At 68.0% G+C, this 25,891-nt stretch carries 26 protein-coding genes and 1 pseudogene; 17 read left to right on the top strand and 10 right to left on the bottom strand.

Features of this window, described 5'->3' with window-relative positions:
* The first annotated feature begins 4 nt into the window (after positions 1-4).
* The 11 genes from U8D42_RS22000 (at position 5) to U8D42_RS21950 (ending at position 10,868) form a co-directional block, all read left to right on the top strand.
* Positions 5-1,132: an LLM class flavin-dependent oxidoreductase gene (locus U8D42_RS22000; RefSeq protein ID WP_322858228.1), complete on the top strand. Its 1,128-nt coding sequence runs from the start codon at positions 5-7 to the stop codon at positions 1,130-1,132.
* The gene (locus U8D42_RS21995; protein ID WP_085239499.1) at positions 1,129-2,298 is read left to right on the top strand and encodes a sulfotransferase family protein; all 1,170 of its coding nucleotides are present in this window, start codon (positions 1,129-1,131) and stop codon (positions 2,296-2,298) included. The genes U8D42_RS22000 and U8D42_RS21995 overlap by 4 nt, the downstream gene beginning before the upstream one ends.
* Before the next feature lies 1 nt (position 2,299).
* Positions 2,300-3,103: a sugar phosphate isomerase/epimerase family protein gene (locus tag U8D42_RS21990; RefSeq protein ID WP_322858229.1), complete on the top strand. Its 804-nt coding sequence runs from the start codon at positions 2,300-2,302 to the stop codon at positions 3,101-3,103.
* Positions 3,104-3,105: 2 nt separating this feature from the next.
* Positions 3,106-4,314 carry a DUF1214 domain-containing protein gene (locus U8D42_RS21985; RefSeq protein ID WP_322858779.1) on the top strand — a complete coding sequence of 403 codons (1,209 nt, stop codon included), beginning with the start codon at positions 3,106-3,108 and terminating at the stop codon, positions 4,312-4,314.
* Positions 4,315-4,393: 79 nt separating this feature from the next.
* Positions 4,394-5,308 carry an alpha/beta fold hydrolase gene (locus U8D42_RS21980; protein WP_322858230.1) on the top strand — a complete coding sequence of 305 codons (915 nt, stop codon included), beginning with the start codon at positions 4,394-4,396 and terminating at the stop codon, positions 5,306-5,308.
* Between the two features lie 15 nt (positions 5,309-5,323).
* Complete coding sequence (locus U8D42_RS21975) at positions 5,324-6,109, top strand: LLM class F420-dependent oxidoreductase (protein ID WP_085239268.1); 786 nt, start codon at positions 5,324-5,326, stop codon at positions 6,107-6,109.
* 108 nt (positions 6,110-6,217) lie between these two features.
* The gene (locus U8D42_RS21970) at positions 6,218-6,958 is read left to right on the top strand and encodes a GntR family transcriptional regulator (RefSeq protein WP_322858231.1); all 741 of its coding nucleotides are present in this window, start codon (positions 6,218-6,220) and stop codon (positions 6,956-6,958) included.
* A gap of 50 nt (positions 6,959-7,008) precedes the next feature.
* Positions 7,009-8,826, top strand: a complete 1,818-nt coding sequence (locus U8D42_RS21965; RefSeq protein ID WP_322858232.1) for an ABC transporter substrate-binding protein/permease — start codon at positions 7,009-7,011, stop codon at positions 8,824-8,826.
* Complete coding sequence (locus U8D42_RS21960) at positions 8,823-9,572, top strand: amino acid ABC transporter ATP-binding protein (protein ID WP_322858233.1); 750 nt, start codon at positions 8,823-8,825, stop codon at positions 9,570-9,572. Before U8D42_RS21965 ends, U8D42_RS21960 begins: the two co-directional genes overlap by 4 nt.
* A gap of 72 nt (positions 9,573-9,644) precedes the next feature.
* Positions 9,645-10,148 carry a MarR family winged helix-turn-helix transcriptional regulator gene (locus U8D42_RS21955; protein WP_085239272.1) on the top strand — a complete coding sequence of 168 codons (504 nt, stop codon included), beginning with the start codon at positions 9,645-9,647 and terminating at the stop codon, positions 10,146-10,148.
* Between the two features lie 48 nt (positions 10,149-10,196).
* Positions 10,197-10,868, top strand: a complete 672-nt coding sequence (locus tag U8D42_RS21950) for an SDR family oxidoreductase (protein ID WP_322858234.1) — start codon at positions 10,197-10,199, stop codon at positions 10,866-10,868.
* 11 nt (positions 10,869-10,879) lie between these two features.
* Here the strand turns inward: U8D42_RS21950 and leuS are convergent, their stop codons facing one another.
* Positions 10,880-13,792, bottom strand: a complete 2,913-nt coding sequence (gene leuS / locus U8D42_RS21945; RefSeq protein WP_322858235.1) for a leucine--tRNA ligase — start codon at positions 13,790-13,792, stop codon at positions 10,880-10,882.
* A 179-nt stretch (positions 13,793-13,971) separates the two neighbouring features.
* Between leuS and U8D42_RS21940 the strand changes: the two genes are divergently transcribed.
* Together U8D42_RS21940 and U8D42_RS21935 are read left to right on the top strand one after the other, a co-directional pair.
* Positions 13,972-15,159 (top strand): LpqN/LpqT family lipoprotein, encoded by a 1,188-nt coding sequence (locus U8D42_RS21940; protein ID WP_322858236.1) that lies wholly within the window; start codon positions 13,972-13,974, stop codon positions 15,157-15,159.
* Positions 15,160-15,224: 65 nt separating this feature from the next.
* Positions 15,225-15,566: a hypothetical protein gene (locus U8D42_RS21935; protein WP_085239276.1), complete on the top strand. Its 342-nt coding sequence runs from the start codon at positions 15,225-15,227 to the stop codon at positions 15,564-15,566.
* Between the two features lie 34 nt (positions 15,567-15,600).
* Here the strand turns inward: U8D42_RS21935 and U8D42_RS21930 are convergent, their stop codons facing one another.
* Complete coding sequence (locus tag U8D42_RS21930; protein WP_322858237.1) at positions 15,601-16,206, bottom strand: YqgE/AlgH family protein; 606 nt, start codon at positions 16,204-16,206, stop codon at positions 15,601-15,603.
* A 97-nt stretch (positions 16,207-16,303) separates the two neighbouring features.
* Between U8D42_RS21930 and U8D42_RS21925 the strand changes: the two are divergent.
* Together U8D42_RS21925 and U8D42_RS21920 are read left to right on the top strand one after the other, a co-directional pair.
* Positions 16,304-17,667 (top strand): annotated as a pseudogene (locus tag U8D42_RS21925) (MFS transporter).
* A complete protein-coding gene (locus U8D42_RS21920; RefSeq protein WP_322858239.1) occupies positions 17,667-18,440 on the top strand; it encodes a TIGR03084 family metal-binding protein in 774 nt (257 codons plus the stop codon). Before U8D42_RS21925 ends, U8D42_RS21920 begins: the two are co-directional and overlap by 1 nt.
* 72 nt (positions 18,441-18,512) lie before the next feature.
* On the opposite strand, the gene U8D42_RS21915 is transcribed toward U8D42_RS21920, so the two are convergent.
* Together U8D42_RS21915 and U8D42_RS21910 are read right to left on the bottom strand one after the other, a co-directional pair.
* On the bottom strand, positions 18,513-18,836 hold the full coding sequence (locus U8D42_RS21915; RefSeq protein ID WP_208859318.1) for a DUF2710 family protein: 324 nt from the start codon (positions 18,834-18,836) through the stop codon (positions 18,513-18,515).
* Positions 18,837-18,901: 65 nt separating this feature from the next.
* Positions 18,902-20,860 (bottom strand): DUF5631 domain-containing protein, encoded by a 1,959-nt coding sequence (locus tag U8D42_RS21910; RefSeq protein ID WP_431523801.1) that lies wholly within the window; start codon positions 20,858-20,860, stop codon positions 18,902-18,904.
* Positions 20,861-20,942: 82 nt separating this feature from the next.
* Here U8D42_RS21910 and U8D42_RS21905 point away from each other — a divergent pair, with 82 nt between their 5' ends.
* Entirely contained in the window at positions 20,943-21,086 is a 144-nt protein-coding gene (locus tag U8D42_RS21905; protein WP_167542651.1) for a hypothetical protein, read from the top strand.
* A gap of 13 nt (positions 21,087-21,099) precedes the next feature.
* Here the strand turns inward: U8D42_RS21905 and U8D42_RS21900 are convergent, their stop codons facing one another.
* The 6 genes from U8D42_RS21900 to U8D42_RS21875 all read right to left on the bottom strand — a co-directional run bounded on the left by U8D42_RS21900 (position 21,100) and on the right by U8D42_RS21875 (position 25,253).
* The gene (locus U8D42_RS21900; protein WP_090419440.1) at positions 21,100-21,411 is read right to left on the bottom strand and encodes a DUF2694 family protein; all 312 of its coding nucleotides are present in this window, start codon (positions 21,409-21,411) and stop codon (positions 21,100-21,102) included.
* On the bottom strand, positions 21,408-21,725 hold the full coding sequence (locus U8D42_RS21895; protein ID WP_085239503.1) for an ESX-1 secretion-associated protein: 318 nt from the start codon (positions 21,723-21,725) through the stop codon (positions 21,408-21,410). Before U8D42_RS21895 ends, U8D42_RS21900 begins: the two co-directional genes overlap by 4 nt.
* Before the next feature lie 50 nt (positions 21,726-21,775).
* Entirely contained in the window at positions 21,776-23,146 is a 1,371-nt protein-coding gene (locus U8D42_RS21890; RefSeq protein WP_322858240.1) for a DUF4226 domain-containing protein, read from the bottom strand.
* Positions 23,147-23,291: 145 nt separating this feature from the next.
* Positions 23,292-23,654 carry a DUF4226 domain-containing protein gene (locus U8D42_RS21885; protein WP_085239281.1) on the bottom strand — a complete coding sequence of 121 codons (363 nt, stop codon included), beginning with the start codon at positions 23,652-23,654 and terminating at the stop codon, positions 23,292-23,294.
* Between the two features lie 16 nt (positions 23,655-23,670).
* Complete coding sequence (locus tag U8D42_RS21880; RefSeq protein WP_322858241.1) at positions 23,671-24,486, bottom strand: C40 family peptidase; 816 nt, start codon at positions 24,484-24,486, stop codon at positions 23,671-23,673.
* Positions 24,483-25,253: a helix-turn-helix domain-containing protein gene (locus tag U8D42_RS21875; RefSeq protein ID WP_090419449.1), complete on the bottom strand. Its 771-nt coding sequence runs from the start codon at positions 25,251-25,253 to the stop codon at positions 24,483-24,485. Before U8D42_RS21875 ends, U8D42_RS21880 begins: the two co-directional genes overlap by 4 nt.
* Before the next feature lie 143 nt (positions 25,254-25,396).
* On the opposite strand from U8D42_RS21875, the gene U8D42_RS21870 reads away from it, so the two are divergent.
* Positions 25,397-25,813: a WhiB family transcriptional regulator gene (locus U8D42_RS21870; RefSeq protein ID WP_085239284.1), complete on the top strand. Its 417-nt coding sequence runs from the start codon at positions 25,397-25,399 to the stop codon at positions 25,811-25,813.
* Positions 25,814-25,891: the final 78 nt, after the last annotated feature.

The following is a 25,891-nucleotide window of genomic DNA, read 5'->3' as shown; positions in this document are numbered from 1 at the left end:
CTCGATGACCGTTCAACCCGCCGCCTTCCTACGCACGACGCTCCCCCTGGACCTGTCCCGGCTCGAGGAGTTGGACAGCGGCAGGTATCACTCGATCTGGTTGCCCGACCACATGGTCAGCTTCTGGCCCGACTCGATCTGGACGCCCGAGTTCACCGACCTGGCCACCGCATCCCCTTCGCCGCACCGCCACCTGGACGGCCTGGCGGTCGCCGCCGCGGCGGCCGTCCTGACCGAGAACGTTCCGATCGTCAGCGCCGTCGTCGACACCGTGCGTCGCCACCCCAGCATGCTGGCCCAGACGGCGCTGACCATCGACCACCTCGCCAAGGGCCGTTTCATCCTGGGCCTGGGCAGCGGCGAGAGCGAGAACACCCTGCCCTACGGCTTCGACTTCTCAAGACCGGTCAGCCGTTTCGAGGAAGCGCTGACGGTGATCCGGCTGCTCTGGGAGAGCGACGGCCCGGTCGATTTCGACGGACAGTTCTACTCGCTGCGCCACGCCCGACTGGACACCGAACCCTACGCAGGCCGGGCGCCGCAGATCTGGATCGGCGCCAGCGGCCCGCGGATGCTGGACATCGCAGGCCGGCATGCCGACGGATGGTGGCCGGCCGGCGCATGGACGCCGGAACACTATGCCGAAATGCTCTCCTCGGTAAGGGCATCCGCGGAACACGCAGGGCGTGATCCGCTGGCCATCACACCCTGCTTCATCCAGGTGTGCCTGATCGGCGAGGACGAGGACGCTCTGGCCGAGATCCTGCAGGCACCCCTGGTGAAGGCGTTCCTGCTGCAGGTGTCGGCGGAGACGTTGCGCGGCTTCGGTTTCGAGCACCCCATGGGCGATGAATGGCGCGGATTTCAGGACATCGACCCGGCGGTACTCACTCGCGAGCGTATCCTCGCGTTCCTCGACAAAGCGCGGCCCGAGATGGTGCTGGCCGCCGTGCCGCACGGGACACCGGCGGCCGTCGCCAAGATCGTCAAGACGTACGTGGACGCGGGCCTGCGCGTGCCCAAGATCCTGGATTACGGCGCCATGGCCGGCCTGAGATACGCCGAGGCTTCGGCGGCCAACGTGCGCGCCGCCGAAGACGAACTGATGCGGCTGTGCGGGGGTCCCGCGTGACAACACGTCTGGACGCCGCCCAGCTGCTCGCCTCCGCGGAGAGTGAAACGGGGCTGCGCGACTACGGCGATCCCACGTTGCCGCAACGCTTCACCGTCGCCGTCGACCATCTGAACGGCCTCGGCATGGACTCCGACGGCAACCGGCAGGCGGCGCAGGTGTGTCGGTGGCTGTTGACGTCGCGGCTGGAATTCATCGAAGACCGCAACCGCTACCCGATCGCCGCCGAGGTAATCGATGGACCGATGTTTGTCACGGGCGAACCCCGTTCGGGAACAACGCTTATGCACGCCCTGATGTCCGTCGATCCGCTGGCGCGGGCGCTGCGCTTCTGGGAAGTGATGTATCCGTCACCGCCACCGGGTCTGGCCGGTCCCGGCGACGACCGCCGGCAGCGGGCCGACGCCGACTGGCGCGAGATCAATGCCAAGATGCCCAAGTGGCTGCACAGCCACCCCTACAACGACATGCTGGGCGATGGCCTGCCCGAAGACGAGCGCACCTGGGCGTTCGATTTCCGGGTGATGACGCCAACCGCATGGTGGCGCGTGCCGATGCAGTCGCTGGTCGGCGGCCTGGCCACCGACGCGGCGGCGCAGTATCGGCTGCATAAGGCCATGCTGCAACAGCTGCAATATCATCGACCGCGTAAGTACTGGGTACTGAAGGGCTTTCACGGTTTCCGGCTCAAGGAGCTCTTCGACGCCTATCCCGACGCGCGCATGGTCTGGCTGCACCGCGACCCCGTACAGGTCGCCGCGTCGCGCACCATGATGATGGCCGACATCGCCGAAGGCATCGTCGGTCCGATCGACCTGCACGCGGAAGCGAAGAAACACCTCGAGATGACCCGCGCCAGCGTCGCCAACACGATGAGCAATCCCTTGGTCGACGACCCGCGCATCCTGCACGTCCGCTACGCCGACTTCGTCGCCGACCACATCGGCACGGTACGGCGCTACTACGCGTTCTGCGGCCGCGAACTCACGGACGAGGCCGAATCGGCGATGCGCGCCTACCTGGCCGATAATCGCGGCGACCGCTACGGCAAGTTCGAGTACTCCACCCAACTGCTGATCGACATCGGCGAAGACCTCGATGCGCTGCACGCGGAATTCTGGCCTTTCCGAGAACGATTCGGCGTCGCCATCGAGAACCGGGTGTGACATGACGGGCGCGCACAAACGTCTGTCCGTGCACAACGTCACCTTTTATGGCGACTCGCTCGCCGAGATGCAAGCGCACTGGGCGGCGCTCGGCGTGTCGCGGCTCAGCATCCTGGACAGCCAGCTGCTGGACCCGGAATTTCCAATAGTGTTGCAGCGCAATGACTACGCCGTGGAGGCCGTCTATCACCTGTTCGCCGGCGGCGCGTTGTCCAGCGACCCGCAGGCGGCCCGCGCCGCGCTGTCCTCCGTGATTGACGCCGCCGCCGCCGTCGGCGCGCGCACCGTCTACCTGCTCACCGGCGGGCGCGGTGACCTCACCTGGGGACAGGCCGCCGAACGGTTCTGCGCCATGGTGACCCCGTGCGTAACGCACGCCAAGGCGGCCGGCGTGGCGCTGGCGATCGAGAATGCATCCTGCCTGTACGCCGACATCCACCTCGCGCACACGCTGCGAGACACCGTCGCGCTGGCCGAGATGGGCGACCTGAGCGTGTGCATCGACGTGTTCCACTGCTGGGCCGAAGGGGATTTCGACGCGATGGTGCGGCGAGCGCTACCGCGGACGGCGCTCATCCAATTGAGCGACTATGTCCTCGGCGACCGGGCGCTGCCGGGCAGGGCGATTCCCGGCGACGGCACGATTCCGATCGAACCCCTCGTCGCGCAAGCGCTCGCCGGCGGTTATGCACATGGTTTCGACCTGGAACTGATCGGTCCCCGCATCGAGCGGGAGGGCCGCCTGCAATCCGCCCGGCGCGCATGTGATGTAGTCGGCGCAATGCTGGACAGACTGGGTGCGTGAGTATGGCTTTCGGTGACGGTCCCGACGACGCGACGCTGCAGTCGGCCTGGAACGAGTTCTGCGCGCGGCTGCAGTTGGCGGGCGAGCAAGTGTTCAAGCAGGCCAACCCGGCGTCGGGCGCGCATCGCGTCGATGCATATCGGTTTCTCACCCAAAATCTCGGCCAGGCCTTCGATTTGGCGCTGGAAACCCACGACACCCGCTACCCGGTGCTGCACACCTTCTGCGGCCCGACCCGCAAGCTCGGCGGCGACTGCGCCGACTTCACCTACCAGCAGGCGTGGATCGACGGGCAATCGACCTACCTGCTCACCGGCACCCGCGGCACCGCACGGTTCTTCAATGTCACGGTCCAGGGGCCCCGCACACCCGGTCCGGGCGTGCTGCACGAGCCCTTCGGCGACACGCCGGAAGCCAATCTGCTCGGCCATCAGCTCCAGATCGGCGACGACGGAGAATTCGAGCTCTACATCGGCGGGACCGAGCGCGGGCCGAACTGGCTGCCCACCACGCCCGGCTCACGAAAGCTGTTCATCCGCCAAGGGTTCGACCGCTGGGACGAGCGGCCGGCGCAGCTTCGCATCGAGCGGGTGGACATGGACTCACCCAAGCCGCTGCCCTCGCCCGACCAGATGGTCGGGGCGATGCGCTGGGCCGGTGACTTCGTCACCGGCCTGATGGCCGACTGGCCCGAGTTTCCCTTCACCTACGGCGGTGTCGACGCCAATCGCCCCAACGCCTTCCCGCACGTCGGCGCGACGGACGCCGACAACAAGCGTGGCCGGGCGGCTACCAACATGTACTGGGAGCTTGGCGACGACGAGGCGCTGATCGTCGAATTCGATGCCCACGACGGGCTGTGGATGCTGACCAATATGGGTGTCTTCTTCAACAGCATGGACTTCCTGTACCGGCCGGTGAGCTATACGCCGAGCCGCACGAAGTCCGACGCCGACGGTCGCATTCGCCTCGTGATGGCTCATCGCGATCCGGGCGTGCACAACTGGCTCGACACCCAGGGCTTTCGGTGCGGGAACCTGACCTACCGGCACATGCTCGAGGGTCAACCCGCCGTGCTGAGCACCCGGGTCGTCAAGCACGACGACGTGCTGCCCACTCTGCCGGCGGACACCGCCACGGTGAGCCCCGCGGAACGCACCGCCGCGATGTGGGAGCGATTCCACGGCATTCGCCGTCGTTACGCCCTCTAGTCCGCTGGTGGCGACCCGCAGCGGGCGGCTACGCCACGTTGCGATCGCCACTAGACACCCGCACTAGTGTCTGTAGATCGTGGCCGAAATCTCCGAAGACGAACTGGACGGGCTGTCCGAATTCTCGCTGTTGTCCGAGAACGCCGAACAGGCCCGCGTCACTGCTCCGCTGCCCGAGGTGCAGCGCGTCGAGGCAGGCGCGGGCGAGAGCAAGATCAGCGCGCTGCGCTGGGGCGGCACGCCCCCGCGGATCGTCTTCCTGCACGGCGGTGGGCAGAACGCGCACACCTGGGACACCGTCATCGTCGGCCTCGGCGAGCCCGCACTGGCCGTGGACCTCCCCGGACACGGCCACTCGGCGTGGCGCGAGGACGGCGACTACTCGCCGCAGATCAACGCCGACGCCCTGTTGCCGGCGCTGCGCGCGCACGCGCCCAGCGCCGCTCTGGTCGTCGGCATGTCGCTGGGCGGGTTGACCGCGATACGGCTGGCCGCCGTGGCACCCGAACTCGTGAAGGAACTCGTCCTGATCGACGTCACCCCGTCGGCGCTGCAACGGCACTCGGAGATGACCAAGGAACAGCAGGGCACGGTGGCGCTGATGCACGGCGAGCGTGAATTCCCCAGTTTCCAGGCCATGCTGGACCTGACGATTGCCGCGGCACCGCACCGCGAGGTGAAGGCGCTGCGCCGCGGCGTGTTTCACAACTCGCGCCGGCTGGACAACGGCAACTGGACGTGGCGCTACGACGCCATTCGCAAGTTCCCGGATTTCGACGTCCTCTGGGACGACGTGGACAGGCTGTCCGCGCCCATCACGCTCATCCGCGGCGGCAAGTCGGGATTCGTCAGCGACGACGACGCGGCCGAACTGAGCCGTCGCACACAGCATTTCCGCACGACGCACGTCGTCGAGAACGCCGGCCACTCGGTGCAAAGCGACCAACCGCTCGCCCTGATCGACCTGCTGCGCGCGGTGCTCGACCGGCGGTGAGCCTACGGTGGGCTTATGACATCTGCCCTGCCCATCCGGATCGGCGTGCAATTGCAGCCTCAGCATGCGCCGCAGTACGGACAAATTCGTGACGCCGTGCGCCGCTGCGAGGACATCGGCGTCGACATCGCATTCAACTGGGACCACTTCTTCCCCCTCTACGGCGATCCCGACGGCGCGCATTTCGAATGCTGGACCATGCTCGGGGCGTGGGCCGAACAAACGTCGCGCATCCAGATCGGCGCGCTGGTCACGTGCAACTCCTACCGGAATCCGGAACTGCTGGCCGACATGGCCCGCACCGTCGACCACATCAGTAGTGGTCGGCTGGTTCTGGGCATCGGCTCGGGATGGAAGCAAAAGGACTACGACGAATACGGCTACGAATTCGGCACGGCGGGCAGCCGCCTCGATGACCTCGCGGCCGCCCTGCCCCGGATCAAGGCGCGCCTGGCCAAACTCAACCCGCCACCGACCCGCGACATTCCGGTCCTGATCGGCGGCGGCGGCGAGCGCAAGACGCTGCGACTGGTCGCCGAGTACGCCGACGTGTGGCACAGTTTCACGTCGGCCGACGAGTTTCCCGCGAAGTCAGAGGTTCTGGCCCGGCACTGCACCGACGTCGGCCGCGACGCCACGAGCATCGAACGGTCGGCCGCCGTGCAGGACCGCGGCGGACTTGTCGACAACGCCGAAACACTGGCCGGCCTCGGTGTCACGCTGCTGACCGTGGCGTGTGACGGCCCGAATTACGACCTCAGCGCCGCAGAAACGCTGTGCCGCTGGCGCGATAATCGGTAGACCGGTCGCAACCATTTATCGGTCAAACACCGGAAAGTACGAGCCCACTCGTGAGAAACTTCTTGCGCCAGCTGGTCAAAACGGGGTTTGAAAGAGACTCAACAACGAATGCCGAAGAAATACGGGGTCAAAGAAAAAGACCTGGTTGTTTCGCACATCCTGCACCTCTTGCTGACGGGAAAGTTGCGCACCGGCGACCGCGTCGATCGCAATGAGATCGCCCTGGGGCTGGGGGTCAGCCGGGTCCCCATTCAAGAGGCGCTGGTCCAGCTCGAACACGACGGCATCGTCTCCACCCGCTATCACCGGGGCGCGTTCGTCGAACGGTTCGACGAGGCCACCGTCCTCGAACATCACGAGCTCGACGGTCTGCTGAACGGGATCGCGTCCGCGCGCGCCGCCACCAGCCCGACCCCGCGCATCCTCGGCCAACTCGACGCCTTCATGCGGTCCCTGCGCAGCGCCAAGGATTCGCGGGCCTTCTGCGACATCGCCGCGGAGTACCGGCGCACCATCAACGACGAATACGCCGGACCGCGGCTGCACGCCACGATCCGCGCCTCGCAGGACCTCATCCCCCGGGTGTTCTGGCTGACCTACCAGGGCGGCCGCGAGGAGATGCTGCCGTTCTACGAAGAGGAGACCGCCGCGATCAACCGGCGCGATCCCGAGGCCGCGCGGGCCGCCTGCGTGAGTCGCTCCTACCTGGCGGCCCAGACCATGCTGGCCGAGCTGTCCAGGCGCAGGGTGTTCACACCGCCCGACGACGTAAGCCCCGTCGTACCCGGACAGCTCGAGGTACTCGCCGACGCCGAATCCGTGGGCGTCGAGCCGTCACTGGCGCTCTAGCGGGGGCACTCACCCGACGAACCCGTCCGCCGGTCGATACGGTGGCAGGGATGAATGCGCGCGCGGGCCGGCGCACCCTGCGCCGCGGAAGGCTGTTCGGACTCACCGCGGCCATCGTGTTGGTGTGCGGGATGGCGTCAAGCGGGCTCGCGGCGCCCGCCGCCGCCGACTGGAACCAATGCGCGCCTTCCGGTTTGGACAGCGCCACGGCCTTACCCAAAGATCTCACCCAGGCGCGGCCGGCGCAGGAGGAGGACCGCGACACGACCAATTCGGTCGAACCCTTGAGCGCGGTCGACATCGGCACGCTGGGCCTCGGCGTGCCGGGCGTGCTGACGGTGGGGACCCTGTCGGACGCCCCGCCCAACATCTGCATCGATCCCACCGGTGAATTCAGCGGCTTCGACAACCTGCTGCTGCGCGCCATCGCCGACAAGCTCCATCTCCAGCTCCGCTTTGTCAGCACAGACTTTTCCGCGCTGCTCGCGCAAGTGGCTTCCCGGCGTTTCGACGTGGGGTCGGCATCGGTGAAGGCCACCGCCCAGCGTCGACGCACCGTCGCGTTCACCAACGGCTACGACTTCGGCTTCTACTCCCTGGTGGTGCCGCCCGGCTCACCGATCCACAAGTTCAGCGAGCTGGCGGCCGGCCAGCGCATCGGCGTCGTCCAGGGCACCGTCGAGGAGTCCTACGTCGTCGACACCCTGCACCTGCAACCGGTGAAGTACCCCGGCTTCGCCACCCTGTACGCCAGCCTCAAGACCCGGCAGATCGACGCGTGGGTGGCGCCGGGAACCCTCGCCGCGACCCTGATTCGGCCGGGTGATCCCGCGGTGACCGTCGCCAACACTTTCAGCCCAGGCAATTTCGTGGCATACGCGGCCGCCAAGGAGAACAAACCGCTGATCGACGCGCTGAACTCCGGGCTGGACGCGGTGATCGCCGACGGCACCTGGGCCAAGCTGTACTGCGAATGGGTGCCGCGCAGCCTGCCGCCGGGATGGAAGCCCGGGTCGAAAGCCGGCCCCGCGCCCAGCCTGCCGGATTTCGCCGCGATCGCCGCGAGCCGGCATCGCGCGGTCCCGGACGCCGCCGCGCCGAAGTCAACGCTCGCCCAGCTACGTGACTCGTTCTTCGACTGGGACATGTACCGGCGGGCCATCCCGGCGCTGCTCACGACGGGCCTGCCGAACACGTTGATCCTGACCAACAGCGCCATCGCGATCGGTCTGGCGCTCGGCATGGTGTTGGCCATGGCGGGCATTTCGCATCGGCGCTGGTTGCGCTGGCCGGCCCGGGTATACACCGACATCTTCCGCGGCCTTCCGGAAGTGGTGATCATCCTGCTCATCGGAATGGGCATCGGGCCGCTGGTCGGCGGACTGACCAACAAGAACCCCTACCCGCTGGGAATCGCCGCACTGGGCTTGATGGCCGCGGCCTACATCGGTGAAATCCTGCGCTCCGGAATACAAAGTGTGGACCCGGGTCAGCTGGAGGCCGCCCGCGCTCTGGGATTCAGCTATCCGACCGCGATGCGGTTGGTGGTGGTGCCGCAGGGGATACGCCGGGTGCTGCCGGCGCTGGTCAACCAGTTCATCGGGTTGTTGAAGGCCTCCGCTTTGGTCTACTTCCTTGGCCTGATTGCCGATCAGCGGGAGCTTTTCCAAGTGGGCCGCGACTTGAACGCACAGACCGGAAGCCTGTCGCCGCTGGTCGCGGCCGGACTCTTCTACCTGATATTGACCATTCCGCTGACGCATCTGGTCAATTACATCGACGCTCGCCTGCGCCGCGGCCGGGGCGCCCCCGACGCCGACGACAATTCGGACATGCTCACGACGACGTTCAGCCAGGAGATCACATGAGCGTCGTCGCCTCCGGGCGGACATCAGTATCTTTGACCGCCAAGGACATTCACCAAACCCTCGGCGGGAACAAGGTCCTGCGCGGGGTCGATTTCGAGGCTCCCGCCGGCAGCACCGTCGCCGTGATCGGACCCTCCGGCTCCGGCAAGTCGACGCTGCTGCGCACCTTGAACCGGTTGCACGAACCTGATAGCGGCGACATCCTGCTCGACGGCCGATCGGTGCTCCGCGACGATCCCGACGAACTGCGCCAGCGCATAGGCATGGTGTTCCAGCATTTCAATCTCTTTCCGCATCTGAGCGTGCTGAAGAATGTGACGATGGCGCCCCGCAAATTGCGGCGCCTGCCCGCCGAGGAGGCGCGCGAGCTGGCGCTGGCCCAATTGGAACGAGTTGGCCTGAAGCACAAAGCCGATGCCCGGCCCGGAATGCTCTCCGGTGGCCAACAACAACGAGTCGCCATCGCCCGCGCGCTGGCCATGGCTCCCCAAGTGATGTTCTTCGACGAGGCGACGTCGGCGCTGGATCCCGAAATGGTGAAAGGTATTCTCCAACTCATCGCCGACCTCGGCGCAGACGGGATGACGATGATCGTGGTCACCCACGAAATGGGCTTCGCCCGCTCGGCATCCGACACCATTGTCTTCATGGATCGTGGCAAGGTCGTGGAATCCGGGCCACCGGAGCAGATTTTCGAAGCCCCGCAGACCGAACGCCTCCAGCGATTCTTGTCTCAGGTACTTTGACCGCCCCATTGCCACTAATTAGTCGGCATAGCTACCTTGTACGTGCCTGATATCGCGTTAGACTCCCCGGTTATGGCGGACAGCGAACCCACCTCGGCCGACGTGACCGAGCTTGCGGAAGGTTTGCACCGCGCGCTGTCCAAATTGTTTTCAATTCTGCGTCGCGGGGACCCGAGCGGCGCGGCCGCGGGCGAACTGACGTTGGCGCAATTGTCGATCCTGGTCACCTTGCTGGATCAGGGGCCGATACGAATGACGGACCTGGCAGCCCACGAACGGGTGCGGACTCCCACCACCACCGTGGCGATCCGCCGGCTGGAGAAGCTGGGACTGGTGAAACGCTCGCGGGACCCGTCCGACCTGCGGGCAGTGCTGGTCGACATCACGCCGCGTGGACGTGCCGTCCATGGCGAGTCCCTGGCCAACCGGCGCGCATCCCTGGCCGCCATGCTCAGCCAGCTCCCCGCATCCGACCTCGGCACCCTGATGCAGGCGCTGGCGCCGCTGGAGCGGCTGGCCTGCGGCGAACCGACATCCGGCCCGGCGGGTGAGCCGCCGGCGTGCAAAGAGGCGTGAAATTACCTACCAGTCAACCATTTTGGCTGCGTCCGTAGACTCCCTTACATGCCCACTGCACTCATTACCGGCGCCGGTGGCGGTATCGGCTCCGCAATCGCCGCCGCGCTGGCCCCCACCCACACCTTGCTCCTGGCCGGCCGGCCTTCTGACCGGCTCGACGCCGTCGCGGAGCGACTCGGCTCGACGACGTTTCCACTGGACCTGACCGACTCCGACGACATCGAGGCCGCCTGCGAGATCGTGGACGAACTCGACGTGCTGGTGCACAACGCCGGGGTATCCATCCCCGGTCGTGTCGCGGAGTCAGGCGTCGATGAGTGGCGTGCCACCTTCGCCGTCAATGTCTTTGGGCCGGTGGAACTTACACTCGCCTTGCTGCCGGCGCTGCGGCGTGCGCGCGGTCAGGTGGTGTTCATCAACTCCGGCGCGGGGCGCAACGTCTCTCCCGGCATGGCCTCCTACTCGGCCAGCAAGTTCGCGTTGCGGGCCTTCGCCGACTCACTGCGCGCCGACGAGCCGGAGCTGCGGGTGACGACGGTCTACCCCGGCCGCACCGACAGCGAGATGCAGCGCGAGCTCGTCGCATTCGAGGGCGGCACTTACGACCCCACCAAATTCCTCAAGCCGGAAACCGTCGCCGCCGCCGTCGCCAACGTCGTGGCCACGCCACCGGACGGCCACGTTCACGAGGTGGTGCTGCGGCCGACGGGGCGCTGACGCGGCGATGGTCAGATGACCAGGTTGACCAGCCGACCGGGGACCACGATCACCTTGCGGGGGTTGGCGCCCGCCAGGAAGGCCCGGACCTTCTCGTCCGACAACGCCGCGGCCTTCAGGGTCTCCTGGTCGGCGTCGGCGGCCACCACCACTCGCCCGCGCACCTTGCCGTTGACCTGGACGGGGTATTCGACGCTGTCGTCGACCAGGTACGCCGGGTCCGCCTCCGGGAACGGGCCATGCGCCAGCGAGGTGGTGTGGCCCAGCCGCAGCCACAACTCCTCTGCCATGTGCGGGGCCAGCGGCGCCAGCATCAGCACCAGCGGCTCGACCGCGGCCCGCGGCACCGCGTCGCGGTGCTCTTTGGTCAGGTGGTTGGTGTACTCGATCAGCTTGGCGGCTGCGGTGTTATTGCGCAGTGCGGCATAGTCTTCCGAGACTCCCGCGATGGTGCGGTGCAGCGCTCGAAGGGTGTCGCCGTCGAGCTCTTGCGGCCCGTCGGTGTCGAGCACCCGGGTCTTGCCGGTCTGCTCGTCGACCACCAGGCGCCACACCCGCTGCAGGAAGCGGTGCGCCCCGACGACGTCCTTGGTGGCCCATGGGCGGGAGGCTTCCAGCGGGCCCATCGACATCTCGTAGACCCGGAGCGTGTCCGCGCCGTACTCGTCGCAGATCTCATCGGGCGAGATCGAATTCTTCAGGCTCTTGCCGATTTTGCCGAATTCCTGGAAGACCTCGATCTCGCCGTCCGGTCCCCCGTAGAAGAACTGGCCGTCGCGCTCGACCACCTCGTCAGCCGGAACGTATGAGCCGCGCGAGTCGGTATAGGCGAACGCTTGGATGTAGCCCTGGTTGACCAGGCGGCGATACGGCTCGCGCGAACTCACGTGGCCCAGGTCGTACAACACCTTGTGCCAGAACCGGGCGTACAACAGGTGCAGCACCGCATGCTCGGCGCCTCCGACGTAGAGGTCGACACCGCCGGGATCCTGCGGGCCGTGCTCGGCGGGCCGCGGGCCCATCCAATAAGCCTCATTTTCCTTGGCGCACAACTGCTCCGAGTTGTGCGGATCGGTGTAGCGCAGTTCGTACCAGGAGCTGCCGGCCCACTGCGGCATCACGTTGGTGTCGCGGGTGTAGGGCCGCAGGCCGTCGCCCAGGTCGAGTTCGACGTGCACCCAGTCGGTCGCCTTGGCCAGTGGTGGCGACGGCTCGCTGTCGGCGTCGTCGGGGTCGAACAGCACCGGGGAATAGTCGGGCACGTCGGGCAACTCGACCGGCAGTGCGGCCTCGTCGAGCGCGTGCGCGCGTCCGTCGCTGTCGTAGACGATCGGAAACGGTTCACCCCAGTAGCGCTGCCGGGCGAAAAGCCAGTCCCGCAACTTGAATTCGATCCGGGCCCAGCCGCGGCCGTCCGCCTCCAGTCGGGCGGTGATCGCTTCCTTCGCCGCCGGCACGTCCAACCCATCGAGGTAGCCGGAGTTGACCAGCACACCGTCGCCGGCGTATGCGGCCTCCGAGATGTCGCCTCCGGCAATGACTTCCACGATCGGCAGGCCGAACTCCTTGGCGAAGTCCCAGTCGCGCTGGTCGTGGCCGGGAACCGCCATGATCGCACCGGTGCCGTAGCCGGCCAGCACGTAGTCGGCGATGAAGATCGGCACCGGTTTGCCGTTGGCGGGATTGGTCGCGTAGCTGCCCAGAAAGACGCCGGTCTTGTCCCTGCTCTCCTGACGCTCGAGGTCGGACTTCGCCGCGATCGCCCGCCGGTATGCGGCCACCGCCTCCCCCGGTGTCGCGGACCCATACGTCCACCGCACGTCGGTCCCCTCCGGCCAAGCGCCGGCGATCAGCCCGTCGACCAGGTCGTGCTCGGGAGCCAGCACCAGGTAGGTGGCGCCGAACATGGTGTCGGGCCGGGTGGTGAACACCTCGATGTCGACCGTCTCGCCGCCGCCGTCGTGCGCCGAGAACAGCGCCCGCGTGCCGGTGGAGCGACCGATCCAGTTGCGCTGCATGGACTTGACCGGCTCCGGCCAGTCCAGCACGTCCAGGTCGTCGAGCAACCGGTCGGCGTAGGCGGTGATGCGCATCATCCACTGCCGCAACCGCTTCCGGAACACCGGGAAGTTGCCGCGGTCGCTGCGGCCGTCCGAGGTGACCTCCTCGTTGGCCAGCACCGTGCCGAGGCCGGGACACCAATTCACCATCGAGTCGGCGCGATACACCAGTCGGTGGCTGTCGATCACGTCGGCCTGGTCCCCCGCCGGCAGCGTGGCCCAATCCCGTCCATCCTCGAGGCGCCTTGTGCCGGAATCGAATTCGGCGATCAGCTCGGCGATCGGGCGGGCCTTGCGGGCCGCGGTGTCGAACCAGGCGTTGTAGATTTGCAGGAAGATCCACTGCGTCCACTTGTAGAACTCGACGTCGGTGGTCGAAAAGCTGCGCCGGCTGTCGTGACCAAGCCCCAGCCGTCCAAGTTGACGCCGGAAGTTCACGACGTTGGCCTCGGTCCGGGTGCGCGGATGGGTGCCGGTCTGCACGGCGTATTGCTCGGCGGGCAGCCCGAAGGCGTCGAAGCCCAACGCGTGCAGGACGTTATGTCCCGTCATCCGGTAGTAGCGGGCGTAGACGTCGGTGGCGATGTAGCCCAGCGGGTGGCCGACGTGCAGTCCCTCCCCCGAGGGATAGGGAAACATGTCCTGCACGAACAACTTGTCGGTGGGGACCGGGGTGCCGTCCGCCGGGGCCAGCGAACCGACCGGATTGGGCACGTTGAACGTCCCGAGCCTCGCCCAGTTCTCCTGCCAGGTGCTTTCGATACGGCCCGCCAGCGCCGCGGTGTAGCGATACGTCGGTGCATCGGCGTCCGTCTGAACGGCACCGGGGCTGCTCTCGGCGGCGGTGGTCGGGGAGTCGGTCACCTGAACAGGGTATAAGGGTGGCCTCGACCGAAACGCCCGGCCACAGGATGATCTCGGTTCCGTTGCACACGGATCAGGGGTTCATCCCAGCTCTGTCTCGGGCCTATCCACCGCCTTTGACCTGTAGTTACAGTCGGCCTCTAACTGCTGGCAGTGCGCCATTGGAAGGACCGACGCAGATGATCGAGATCGTCCCCGCCCACCGTGCGCTCGTCGGGGGTCTGGTCGCCGGCCTGATCGGCATGGCGGTTGTCACGAGCGCGCAGGCATCGGCAGACCCCTCGCTTCCCGCGCCGGCACCCGTTCCCGCGATCCCGGCACCGGCGCCGCAGAACGCCGCCGCCGCGCCCGCGCAGGCGCCGACCAACCGGCTGCTCGCCGCACCGCCGGCCGCGAATCCGGTCGCGGCGCCGGCGGCCCCGGCCGCCGCGGCGCCGAGCGCGGTCGCTCCCGCCGCGCCGGTGGCCCCCGCGGTCACCCCCGCCACCTCCGGGACCATCCGCGAATACCTCGAGTCGAAGGGGGTCAAGCTCGAAGCGCAGAAACCGCAAGGGCTCAAGGCGCTCGACATCACCTTGCCGGTGCCGGCGCGGTGGACTCAGGTCCCCGACCCCAACGTGCCCGACGCCTTCGCGGTGATCGCCGACCGGCAGGGCAGCAGCATCTACAGCTCAAATGCCCAGGTAGTGGTCTACAAGCTGGTTGGCAATTTCGACCCCAGGGAGGCCATCTCCCACGGCTACGTGGACAGCCAGCGACTTCTCGCCTGGCAGCCCACGAACGCCTCGATGGCCGATTTCGGCGGCTTCCCGTCGTCGATCGTCGAAGGCACCTACCGTGACGGCGACATGACGCTCAACACCTCGCGGCGCCACGTCATCGCCACCTCAGGGCCGGACAAATACCTGGTGTCGCTCGCCGTGACCACCGATCGCGCGGTGGCCGTCGCCGACGCACCGGCCACGGACGCCATCGTCAACGGCTTTCGCGTGACGGTTCCCGGGGCCCACACCCCCGCTCCGGCTCAGACGCCGGCGGCCTCACCGGCCGGACTGCCCGGGCAGACGCCGGCCGCACCCCCGGCCGGGCAGACGCCAGCCACGCCCCCGATCGCACAGCCGCCCGTCACCGCCCCGGTCGGGCAGACGCCAGCCACGCCCCCGATCGCACAGGCGCCAACGGTGGCTCCGCTCACGCCCCCGATCGCACAGGCGCCAACGGTGGCTCCGCTGACGCAGACCTCGGCCATGGCTCCGGCGCGCCTGCCAGTGCAGGCGCCCGTGCCCAGCCGGCAGCCGACACCGAACCTGCTGGCCCTGGTTCCCGGCCTGCCCCCGCTGCCCAACTTTTCATTTCTGCAGCACTAGGCGCGCGCCCCGGCACCCTCGGAGCCCGCTGAGCGGACCGGCGGCCGTGCTCGTATTGTGAGCCCATGCTGATTGCGGGCGTGCTGTGCATGTGTGCGGCGGTGGCCTCCGCCGGATTCGGAACGTGGTCGCTGGCGCATCCTCAGAATGTCGAGCCCACCGCGTTGGCGCTGCGGTCCATGGCTCCTGCGCAACTGGCAGCGGCGATCATGCTGGCGGCCGGCGGCGTGGTGGCGCTGGCCGCGCCCCCGCACACCGCGCTGGTGGTGCTGATCGTCTGCGTCGCCGGCGCCATCGGGACGGTCGCGGCCGGATCCTGGCAGAGCGCGCGCTTCGCATTGCGAGAAGAGTCGGCCGCGCCCGTATGCGCGGGGACCTGCGCCGGCTGCACGCAGTCCTGCCACTGAAATCCGGCCGCCACCCCAACGCGGGGGAGTGGAGCTAGTTGCGGCTGAGGTCGATCGGATGGGTGGCCAGTAGCGACAGGGGCAGCGGCTGGCGACGCAGCACCTGTCCCCACAGGTCGGACCGCGCCCCCGCGAGAACGTCAGATGGCAAGGCGGACAAGACGATCCAGTCGTCGCGCTCGATTTCGCCTTCCAGCTGGCCGATGGTCCAGCCGGAGTAGCCCGCGAAAATTCGCACCCCCTCGACCAGGGGGGCGATCGTGTCGGGGTCCGCGTCGAGATCGACCATCACCACCCGGCCGGCCACATGCCGCAGGCCAGCGACACCCTGCGGATCGGCGCCAACCCGCAACGCCGCCAGGCACAGGGCCGCGTCACGCTTCACCGGTCCGCCGATGAACATCGTCTTCGGCTTCACCGCCAATTTCGTCCACTGCGGCAGCACGTTGTACACCGCGGTCTCGCTGGCGCGGTTGAGCACGACCCCCAACGTCCCGCCATCGTTGTGCTCGACGATGTAGATCACGCTGCGCCGGAACGTCGGTTCGAAGAGGTCGGTGTTGGCCAGCAGCAAGGTACCCGCGCGCACCCGCTGCGCGGCCGGCGCGACATAGTCCTCTGGATCCTCGGGCGGCGGCACCCCACCATCATCGCATCCGGTGCTTGCCGCCCGGGGGAATCGAGCGTGGGGCGTGAAGATTTGTACTGTTGGTAAGGCGGCTCGGATCGTGGCGAGCTTGCTAGCCCCCCTCGTGGAAGTCGGTTCGTGATCCCATCCCGGATGCACTCAAGCGCACCCGCCGAAATATGGCGGTCGGTGCGCAGTTTGCCAGACTTCTGGCGGCTGCTGCAGGTGCGCATGGCGAGCCAATTCGGTGACGGGCTGTTTCAGGCGGGGCTTGCGGGGGCGTTGCTGTTCAATCCGGACCGCGCTGCCGATCCGATGGCGATCGCGCGGGCGTTCACCGTGTTGTTCCTGCCTTACTCGCTGTTGGGGCCGTTCGCGGGAGCGCTGATGGACCGCTGGGACCGGCGGCTGGTGCTCGTCGGCGCCAACGCCGGCCGCCTCGTCCTGATCGCCGCCATCGGCACCATCCTGGCCGTCCGGGCCGGCGACCTGCCGCTGTTACTGGGCGCGCTGTTCGCCAACGGGCTGGCCCGGTTCGTCGCGTCCGGGCTGTCGGCGTCACTGCCGCACGTCGTGCCGCGGGAACAGGTTGTCACGATGAACGCCGCGGCCAACGCGGTCGGGGCCGTCGCCGCCTTCATCGGCGCCAACTTCATGCTCGTTCCCCGGTTCGTGTTCGGCGCCGACGACAAGGGAGCCTCGGCGATCATCTTCCTGACCGCGATCCCCATACTGATCGCGCTGCTGCTGTCCTGGCGGTTCGGCTCCCATGTACTGGGCCCGGACGACACCAAGCGGGCGATCCACGGGCCGGTCGTCTACGCCGTGGTCACCGGTTGGCTGCACGGCGCGCGGACGGTGGCGCAGCGGCCGACGGTCTCCGCCACCTTGTCCGGCCTGGCGGTCCACCGCATGGTGATCGGCATCAATTCCTTGCTGGTTTTGTTGCTGGTCCACCACATGACCCATCCCGAAGCCGGGGGATTGGGTACCGCACTGCTGTTCTTCGGCGCCGCGGGCCTGGGCGCGTTCCTGGCCAACGTGCTGACGCCGCCCGCGGTCCGTCGCTGGGGGCGCTACACGACGGTGAACGGCGCCTTGGCGACGTCGGCGATCATCGAGATCGCGGGCGCGGGGCTACTGCTGCCGATCATGGTGGCGTGCGGCTTCTTCCTGGGAGTGAGCGGACAGATGGTCAAGCTGTGCGCCGACTCGGCCATGCAGATGGACGTCGACGACGCCCTTCGCGGCCACGTCTTCGCCGTACAGGACGCGCTGTTCTGGGTATCGTTCATCGTCGCGATCACGGTGGCCGCGGCGTTGATTCCCGCCGACGGGCACGCACCGGCATTCGCGCTGTTCGGCTCGGGTCTGTACCTGGCCGGTCTGGCCATGCACAGCTTTCTGGGCCGACGCGGCGAGCAGGCGAATAATCGCTACCCGGCGGGGGCGACGGACGAGCGGAGGCAATGATGGCGGGTCCCGAATCGATCGTGGCTGACCTACGTGCGGAAAGCGATGAGCTCGACGCCCTGGTGGCGCCGCTGCCGGCCGAACGCTGGGCCGATCCGACGCCGGCGCCCGGCTGGACCATCGCGCATCAGATCGGCCACCTGTTGTGGACCGACCGGGTCGCGCTGACCTCGGTCACCGACGAGGCCGGGTTCGCCGAACAGCTCAAGGCCGCCGCGGCCGACCCGACCGGCTTCGTCGACGCGGGCGCCGAAGAGTTGGCGGCCCTCTCGCCGGCCGAATTGCTCGCCGATTGGCGGGCCACCCGTAGCCGCCTGCACGACGAGCTGCTGAAGGTTCCCGCGGGGCGCAAGCTGCCCTGGTTCGGGCCGCCGATGAGCGCGGCGTCGATGGCAACCGCGCGGTTGATGGAGACCTGGGCCCACGGCCTGGATGTCGCCGACGCGCTGGGCGTCAAACGCGCGGCCACCGACCGGCTGAGATCGATCGCCCACCTGGGGGTACGCACCCGCGACTACGCCTTCTTCGTCAACAATTTGCCTGCTCCGGCCGAACCGTTCCTGGTCGAGCTGCGCGGACCGGGCGGCGACACCTGGAGCTGGGGACCCCCCGACGCGGCGCAGCGGGTCACCGGTGCGGCCGAAGACTTCTGCTTTCTGGTCACGCAGCGCCGCCCGCTCACCGCCCTGGACATCACGGCGCACGGGGCCGAGGCCCAGCGCTGGCTGGAGATCGCGCAAGCCTTCGCGGGACCGCCGGGCGACGGTCGATGAGCGCGCGACGCGCGCGAAGAGAGCCGGCGCCCATCCGATCCCGCGACGGTCGATGAGCGCGCGACGCGCGCGTTAGCGCAGCGGTCCGCCGTAACTGGCCCGGTTCTCGGCCTCGGCCTCTTCGCGGAGCGCCGCGATCGCCAGATTCAACCTGTCGGCCAGCTCGCCGTGGGCATATCCGGTCATCACCCCGGGGTGCAGGGTCAGCTTGAGCAACCGTCCGTCCGAATTCGCCACGGCATAGATGTCGCCGAGGTCAACGCTGTAGGTGACGGCCTCGGCCTGGGCAACGAGGGCTTCCCATTTGTCGGCCGCCTCGCTCAGTTCGCGAAGGACTGATTCGACGAGATCCTTGTCGCTGAGATTCGCGCGACTGCCCGAACCCGACACGGTCACAGTATGTCGACCCCTCCCACCAGCGTCAATTCAAAAATCCCCCGTTGCGCGCAACCCCTCGCGGCCTACGTGCCCGGCGGCCGACCGGCGAGTTTCTGAAACCAGGCGAGGTGATAGTTCGCTGACACCGCGTCTCCGCTCGCGATGCCTTCGGTGGCGGCCATCAATAGACACTTGAGCAGAAGTGCCGGATTCACCGCCGGGTACTGGACCAGAAGCTGGTAGCGCGCCGTATCGAGGTGCACCCGCAGCACGTCGACCTCTTGGTCGATGATCACGGCACCCGCGGCCGCCGCGTCCGCCAGCCTCTGCACGATTCGGGGGAGCCCATCAAAGCGGCGCGTGGTCTGGCTCAGCACTGTGCCCAGATCCTCGATGGCCGGCAGCTCGCGCGGTTCCAGCGATGATTTGGTCGCGGCGAAGTCGACCGAGCGGTGCAGCGAATCACCGGGAGCGTAGGTCACGACCCGCACCGCGTCGCCGATCAAGGCAGAGACCCTGCCGCTGCGTTGCTCGGGTTCCAACAACCGCACGCCGGCCGGCAGGGTGATACCCGCCGGTATCCATCCGTGGGCGAGGTCGGTAACCAAAATCGTCGTACCGTCCGCGCGATCACCGACGGCCCAGTTCAGCCGCGGTTCCTGGCGGACCACGAACTCGAGCAGCCGGTTGAGTCTGTCGACCTCGAAACCCGTTGCAGCGGCAGCCTTGTCGCGCGGTGGGGCGGGCTTCTCCGGGGGAGCCTGCGGCACATCGCGCCCCACGACGGGCTCGCCGACGACCGCATGATGGCGGCCGCTGTCCGCCGGCTCGCCGACGACGGGCTCGGCTTCGGTGATCGCGGGGATGACCTGCGTGTCCTGCAGAGAAGCCGCCGCACCGTCGGCGGGCGGCGCCTGCGGGGCCGGCTGCGCCTCGACCGGCACCGGCTCCGCCACGTCGACGTGGTGGCGACCGTTCCCGGCGGGCTCGGGGCTCTCGACCGGCAGTTCGTTGACCGGGCCGGCGTCGGTGATCGCCGGAATCACCTGCGTCTCCTCGGTCGACTCCGCCGTGGTGTCGTCCACCGGCTCTGCAGCCCGCTCGGGTTCGGGCCGGTACGTTGCCGCCTCTTGTGCTTCCACGTGGTGGCGACCGTCGGCGACGGGCTCCGAGCTCTCGGTCGGCCGGTCCATCACCGGCCCGGGCTCGGTGATGACCGGGATTACCTGCGTCTGCTCCAGAGCAGCCGCCGCCCCGTCGTCGTCGGGCGGCTCCTGCTCGGCCGGCTGCGCCTCGTCGGGGACCGGCACCGGCTCGGCCACGTCTAGGCGACGGCCGTCGGCGGCGGGCTCCCGACCCGGCTGCACGCTCCCGTCCGTCGCGCCGACGGCGGCCTCCGCATCCGTGACGCTCGGTATGACCTGGGTCTCCTCCATGCCCGGTTCGGCGGTGTCCGCGGTGTTCGCCTCGGCGGCGATTTCATCCGGAGGTGGCCCGGGCTCATCGCCACCGCCTTGCGGCACGACCGGAGCCGGCTTGCGGGCGATTCGCCAGCGGGGCTTATGCACAGTCGCGGGGGCCGCATCGGGAGGTTCCGCGCCCGTCACGGCAGGAATGACCCGGGTCTGATCCATGCCCGATGACGGTGGTTCGCCGACCTGCGGTCGGGGATGTCCGACGGTCACCCCGGCGTTCGCCGCGCGCAGCTGGCGAATCGTCGATTCGACGCGGCGCACAGCCCTGGCACGCGCTTCGTCGATGACCCGAGTCTCCTCCGCCTGGCGGGGCAGATCGGCCAGACCCGCACGCTTGATCATCTTCAGCTGCTCGTTGGCGCTGTCGGCGATTCGCTGCAGGTCGGTCCTCAGATATTCTGCGAGCGCGGCGTTTTCGGAGGTGACCGGCGAAAGTTCGGCAGGCCAAAGACCACCGATCACCCACGGGGTGCAATCGATGGGAGAGCTGAAGGCGGGCATCGCCAGTGATTCCCGGGTAGCTCTCCGGAGGCGCTGACGCGCCGTCATCCGACCGAAGATCGCCACCGGCTAAGCGTACCGGGAGCTGATGAATCGCCTATTCGGTCAGTGAATTGTGCAGCTGTGACGGCCTGGGTAGCGTGGAGATATGGCTGAATCTGCCCTGCAGCAGCAACTCGACGAAGTGCGTGCCCTGCTCGCTCGCGCACGAGAGTTGTTCGGCCCCAACCCCGTAGAGCCGCCCACCGATATCGTTCCTGATCCCGGGGCGGCCAAGACCTGGGTGCTGTAGGCGCGGGAGCCGGTTAGATCGCGCTGCCGCGCCGGCGCAATTTGTGGGCCAGCAGCTTCTCGATCGCCGCATCGAGGTCTCGCGGGGTCGGTACCTCGGCCGAGGGGGTGTGTCCGGCCGCCAGGATTTCAGCGCGGATTTCCAGCAATGCCTTCAGGCAAGACACGTCGGCGGTCAGCAAGATGCCTCGCGCCAGCGTGTCGGCGTCGGTCTCCATCGCCTCTTCGCTCAGCGCAACGCTGTGCATGTACCCGCCGCGGCAGGAGCGGACGAGGATGTGCCCACTCGGGTGAACGGTGTCAAAAGCGGGATTCGCGTCCGTCATCGACCGCGGTCAGCAATGCCGCCGAGGTTGCGTGCCGCATCCTGCTCGTGTTGTTCCCACATCGTTGCCGAAGCCGTGAGTTTGTCCGCCAGGTCGGCGTGGTCGGCTGCCTGTTGCTCGTAGCACTGGCGTCTGAGCTCGAGCAATTCGCGCCCGGCGTCACGGAGTTCACCGAAGATGGGGCCCAGCGAGTCCAGGCTTTCCTGTATGGCCTCGTGCGATGACGGGACCGTACGCAAGTACTCAGAGGTCTCCTGGTGGCGCGCGGCGGCTTGACGCAAGTGCTCGGGCACCACATGGATCGAATCTGCCATCCGCTGTCTCCTGTTCCCGGCCGCCGGCCAGACCGGCGGGATCACTATTGTCAGATGGTCGGCGAACTCGCCGGCCGCGTGGGTGTCGGTGTGTCGGGCTTCGCCGGTGCGGTCGCGGCCGTCACCGGCGGATGCTCCCAGCCTAGAAAGCTTGGCCCGCTCACGGTGGCGATGTCTTGGATTTGGCCATCGAGAAGGGCCTTGCCCGGCCCGAGCGCAAGCGCGTGCCGGTCGACGAACATTCCGATGTCCGCCGGAACCACGCGCGCAGCGTCGACCGGTTCGGCGACCGCGGTGCCTGGCGGCGGAATTGTTATTCCTTGCTGTTGGAAGGCATCTGGTATCGCCACTCCACCAACCGCGGCCTTGATCGCAGCTGCCAACTGGGGGCTGGCGGCCGTCACCGTCTCGCCATCGGGCAACGTCACAGTGGTGGGGCCGGCCAGGGGGGCATCACCCCCCGCAGCCGACGCGTCCTGGGCGGAGTCCTCATCCTGGTCGCCCGGTTCGTCTGACGAAGGGTCCGCCTTCGCATCGCCCTGGTCCGTCGGGTCCAGCAGGCCTTCGTCGTCGAGGCCCTGCAGAGTGGGATCGGTTCTGTCGTCACCCTGCAGCCCGGGAATCGAAAACCCGCCCGGCGGTGCACCCAAACTCGGAAGCCCCGGCGTGAGGCTGGGCATCGTCGGCGGCACGGGCGCCAAGGGCGCCAGGGGAGCCGTCGCGCCCTCCGGCGCAACCGTTCCCGACAGATCATCGGTCGCCAGCCCCGGGTCGTCGGCCAACAACGAATCCAGCAGCGGATCCCAGTCAGAATCCCCCGTAGCCGGAGCGGCGGCGGCATCGGCGCCGGGCTCCCTGGCCGGCGGGTGTTCGTCGGGATTGCTCGTTTGACTCTTGGACGCGTCGTAGAGCGACGTCCACGCCGCCATCAGCGCCGATTTCGACGTGTCATCGAGTCTCGCATTGAGCACCACCGCGCGAATGTCACGAAGCTTGCCGATCAGAAAGCGCTGAAAATCCCGTGCCCCGGCGGGAGTGTCCAGATCCGAGCGTGTTCGCACCGCGGCTTCGGTGTCCTGCTGCAACTTCGCCAGTGCCTGTCCGCCGTCGACGGCGTTGAGGTGGGCGTTCAAGATGGCCGTGATGACTTGCATGTCCAGCTGTGAACTCGCCGAATTCTGGTGCGACAGTGCGGCTTCGGCGCGTGCAATGGCTTCCGCCGCCTCGCCCCTCTCTCCCTCGGGCGCGGCGGCATGTTGACGGATCTTGCCCACGATCGTCTGGAGCTGCTCGGGCCGGGTCGTCGGGGTGATCACGGCGGCCAGCTCACTGCGCGACAGGCCCGCCTGCCACGCGTTCGGGTCACCGGTGCGGTCGCGGGCATATTTCACCGCGGCAAGCAGCTCTTCGTACGCCGACATCAGCTACACGACCGGCGCTGCGGTCACCGCACATCTTTGCGGGATGCGTCGCGGCCCCTCCATGCCCGGCGACAGTACCCAGGCACCGTCCTGTCGACAATTCACTGCACCCGGCGATTGTGGATGACACGGCGAGGCTGCCTTGCTAGCCATTGGCCGGGCTGTACTGGTCCCGAAGACCTTCCAGTACAGCCTTTTTCGCGCGACTGAGTTCCCGCGCCTCCTCGATGACCGCCGTGATCTCGCGCTGCTTGTCCAGCAGGAACCGCTGAAATTCCCGTGCGCCCATGGGTGTGTCCAGGGCAAGGCGCCCTTGATGCACGGTGGCATGGTCGATCTGCTCGGCGATGGCATCCAGTCGCCTGGCGCCCTCGCGCGTGGCGGCATGCGCGCTGGCGAGCACCTCGGCCAGCACGCGGTCGGCGTCGACGGCCGTGCCGTGCTGGCCGGCCAGGTCTGATTGCCGCGCCTGCATGGCGGCTACCGAGGGTCCGGCTTGTTCCGTCATCGGTTCACCCTGTTCGTCATAGCGGTCGGCGAATAGCGACGTTGGCGCCCAGCCGGCTGATCCGGACCGAGGCTCCCGGATAAGGTGCTTCGACCACCAGGTTGTTGCCGATGGCCAGCTGGACGTGTCCCGCGTGCGGGAAGACGAGATCACCGGGGCGCACTTGCGACCGCGGCACCGGGATCCCGTCGTTGATCTGCTGATACGTGGTGCGGTCCAAGTGAATTCCCGCTTGCGCGTAGCTCCACTGCACGAGCCCCGAACAATCGAACTGGTCGGGGCCCGTCGCGCCCCAGACGTAGGGTCGGCCAAGGCGCGACAGCGCGGCGCGGACCGCGATCGCCGCGCGCCCGGTCAACCCCGATCCCGCGGCGCGCTGGCGCAGCAGTTGGTAGCGCAGCGCACGCAGTTCCGCAAGGTGTCGTCGCGCCCGAAGCCGGGCCGACACGACGTGTAAGCGTTGGGTCCGCAGTCGCGCCGCGCGGCGCCGCATGGCCTCCCGCTGGGCCAACGGCGTCAGCGGGACGGCGGCGTCGGCCCGGGCTTCGTCGAGGACCCCTCGAGTCAGATCACGCGCCTGGGCCTGATCCCGCAAAGCGCCGGCGATGATGTTCGCTGCGGCGGTATCGGTGGCGGCCGCCGCCGCCAACCGGTGCCGGCTGTGCTCCACGGCGAGCCGGTAGCCGCCGCACGCCACCGTGTCGTTCAGCCCGCCCGCTGCCCGCAACAGCTTGCGGTAGTGCCCCGTGGCCGCGTCCAGTGACGGGGGCCGCGCGCCACCGGCGAACATGTCGTGAGCGCGGCTCAACACCTCGAGTTCGCTGGCAGTCACTGCGCCTCCTCGCCTTGCTGGCCTTCCGATTCGACGGCGGCGGTGAAGGCGCGGACGCGGGGGAGCGCTCCGGGTGGAATGACCCCCCGGTTGCGAATGTCCCAGATTTCCCCGACGTCGACACCGACCAGCGCGGCGATGATCGTCTCCGGCAGCGACGACCGCGTGCACGCCCGGTCGAAGCGCGCGCTCAAGCTGGTCGGCATCCGCTTGAGCAGGGCGGTTCGAGTCGCCTCGAGGGCCCGGAGGTGTTCCATGAGGCGGTCGGTGGAGTCCGCGCCGGCATTCACCGCGACCCGCCAGGAACCGGCGGCGAGCATCTCTGCCTTCACGCACTGAGCGATCACAGACAGAATATACGTCTCATATTCGTTTGATGTTGTCGCCGGCAAGCGATCGATGACGGATTTGAGGGCTTCGAGCTGAGCTTCGGCATAGCCTTCCAGCACTTCCGTGTCGCTGTGACGGTCCACGACCACTGGCCCGGTGCGTCTGGCGGGCATCGGGGCGGGCGGCTGGGCGGCCATCAGCCGGGCCAGTTCCGCCTCCGGATCGGCCGCCACCAGCAGCCGTGAGTAGGTGCCGGGCGGCAGCCCGAGCCCGTTCTCGACCTTCTGAACTGTGCTTTTGTGGGGCTTGCGGGCTCCTCGCTCGAGGAAACTCAGGCCCATGATGCTGACGCCGGTTGCGGCGGCGAGGTCGGCCAACGACCAGTCGCGTGACTCGCGGAGGGCGCGGATCGCCGCGCCGGCCGATTCACGGCTCACCGCACGCTCCGGCCATAGGCCGGATATTACACAGCTGGGGTCGTATCGCTGCGGATATACGTTTTTGTCACGTTTCTCTTGCGCTGGGCGGTCACATCTGTATACGCTTTTGCCTACGTTTCACGCTCGACAAGGAGACCGACATGGGACACCCCTGCGCTGCCAACCCGGAACTTTGGTTCGGCTACCCCGACGACGACGGTGGTGACGGCGCCGCGAAGGCCCGTGCGTACGAGCGGTCGTCCGTCGAGGCGCGGATCCAGTGCCTACGCCGCTGCCCGCTGGCGCAGCAGCGCCAGTGCGCTCAGCACGCCATCGCGCACCGCGAGGAGTACGGCGTGTGGGCGGGCGTCAAGCTGCCCGGGGGCCAATACCGCAAGCGCGAACAGCTCGCGCGGGCCCACGAGGTGCTGCGGCGCATCGCGTCCGGCGAGATCAACTCGCGCCAGCTGCCCGAGAATGCGGCCCTGCTCGCCAACCACGAACATGACGTCGTTCCAGTGCCCGCGGTGGTGCTGCATCTGCCCCTCGCGCAAGTGGGGCCGCGCTCGGCCGCCTGACGCTCCATCGCGCGTAGAGGCAGTTTGCTGGCCGGGTCGACGGGGTAGACGGGCGGCACGACCGAGTCTGCCGACCCA

It is taken from the genome of Mycobacterium europaeum (assembly GCF_034555895.2).
GTDB lineage: Bacteria > Actinomycetota > Actinomycetes > Mycobacteriales > Mycobacteriaceae > Mycobacterium > Mycobacterium europaeum.
This window is presented reverse-complemented; position numbering and strand designations above follow the sequence as displayed.

Excerpts from the sequence above, each read along its gene's own strand:
- U8D42_RS22000 (WP_322858228.1), top strand. The coding sequence starts at position 5 with ATGACCGTTCAACCCGCCGCCTTCCTACGCACGACGCTCCCCCTGGAC.
- U8D42_RS21990 (WP_322858229.1), top strand. The coding sequence starts at position 2,300 with ATGACGGGCGCGCACAAACGTCTGTCCGTGCACAACGTCACCTTTTAT.
- U8D42_RS21985 (WP_322858779.1), top strand. The coding sequence starts at position 3,106 with ATGGCTTTCGGTGACGGTCCCGACGACGCGACGCTGCAGTCGGCCTGG.
- U8D42_RS21975 (WP_085239268.1), top strand. The coding sequence starts at position 5,324 with ATGACATCTGCCCTGCCCATCCGGATCGGCGTGCAATTGCAGCCTCAG.
- U8D42_RS21970 (WP_322858231.1), top strand. The coding sequence starts at position 6,218 with ATGCCGAAGAAATACGGGGTCAAAGAAAAAGACCTGGTTGTTTCGCAC.
- U8D42_RS21965 (WP_322858232.1), top strand. The coding sequence starts at position 7,009 with ATGAATGCGCGCGCGGGCCGGCGCACCCTGCGCCGCGGAAGGCTGTTC.
- U8D42_RS21960 (WP_322858233.1), top strand. The coding sequence starts at position 8,823 with ATGAGCGTCGTCGCCTCCGGGCGGACATCAGTATCTTTGACCGCCAAG.
- U8D42_RS21955 (WP_085239272.1), top strand. The coding sequence starts at position 9,645 with ATGGCGGACAGCGAACCCACCTCGGCCGACGTGACCGAGCTTGCGGAA.
- U8D42_RS21950 (WP_322858234.1), top strand. The coding sequence starts at position 10,197 with ATGCCCACTGCACTCATTACCGGCGCCGGTGGCGGTATCGGCTCCGCA.
- U8D42_RS21940 (WP_322858236.1), top strand. The coding sequence starts at position 13,972 with ATGATCGAGATCGTCCCCGCCCACCGTGCGCTCGTCGGGGGTCTGGTC.
- U8D42_RS21935 (WP_085239276.1), top strand. The coding sequence starts at position 15,225 with ATGCTGATTGCGGGCGTGCTGTGCATGTGTGCGGCGGTGGCCTCCGCC.
- U8D42_RS21920 (WP_322858239.1), top strand. The coding sequence starts at position 17,667 with ATGGCGGGTCCCGAATCGATCGTGGCTGACCTACGTGCGGAAAGCGAT.
- U8D42_RS21905 (WP_167542651.1), top strand. The coding sequence starts at position 20,943 with ATGGCTGAATCTGCCCTGCAGCAGCAACTCGACGAAGTGCGTGCCCTG.
- U8D42_RS21900 (WP_090419440.1), bottom strand. The coding sequence starts at position 21,411 with ATGACGGACGCGAATCCCGCTTTTGACACCGTTCACCCGAGTGGGCAC.
- U8D42_RS21895 (WP_085239503.1), bottom strand. The coding sequence starts at position 21,725 with ATGGCAGATTCGATCCATGTGGTGCCCGAGCACTTGCGTCAAGCCGCC.
- U8D42_RS21890 (WP_322858240.1), bottom strand. The coding sequence starts at position 23,146 with ATGTCGGCGTACGAAGAGCTGCTTGCCGCGGTGAAATATGCCCGCGAC.
- U8D42_RS21885 (WP_085239281.1), bottom strand. The coding sequence starts at position 23,654 with ATGACGGAACAAGCCGGACCCTCGGTAGCCGCCATGCAGGCGCGGCAA.
- U8D42_RS21870 (WP_085239284.1), top strand. The coding sequence starts at position 25,397 with ATGGGACACCCCTGCGCTGCCAACCCGGAACTTTGGTTCGGCTACCCC.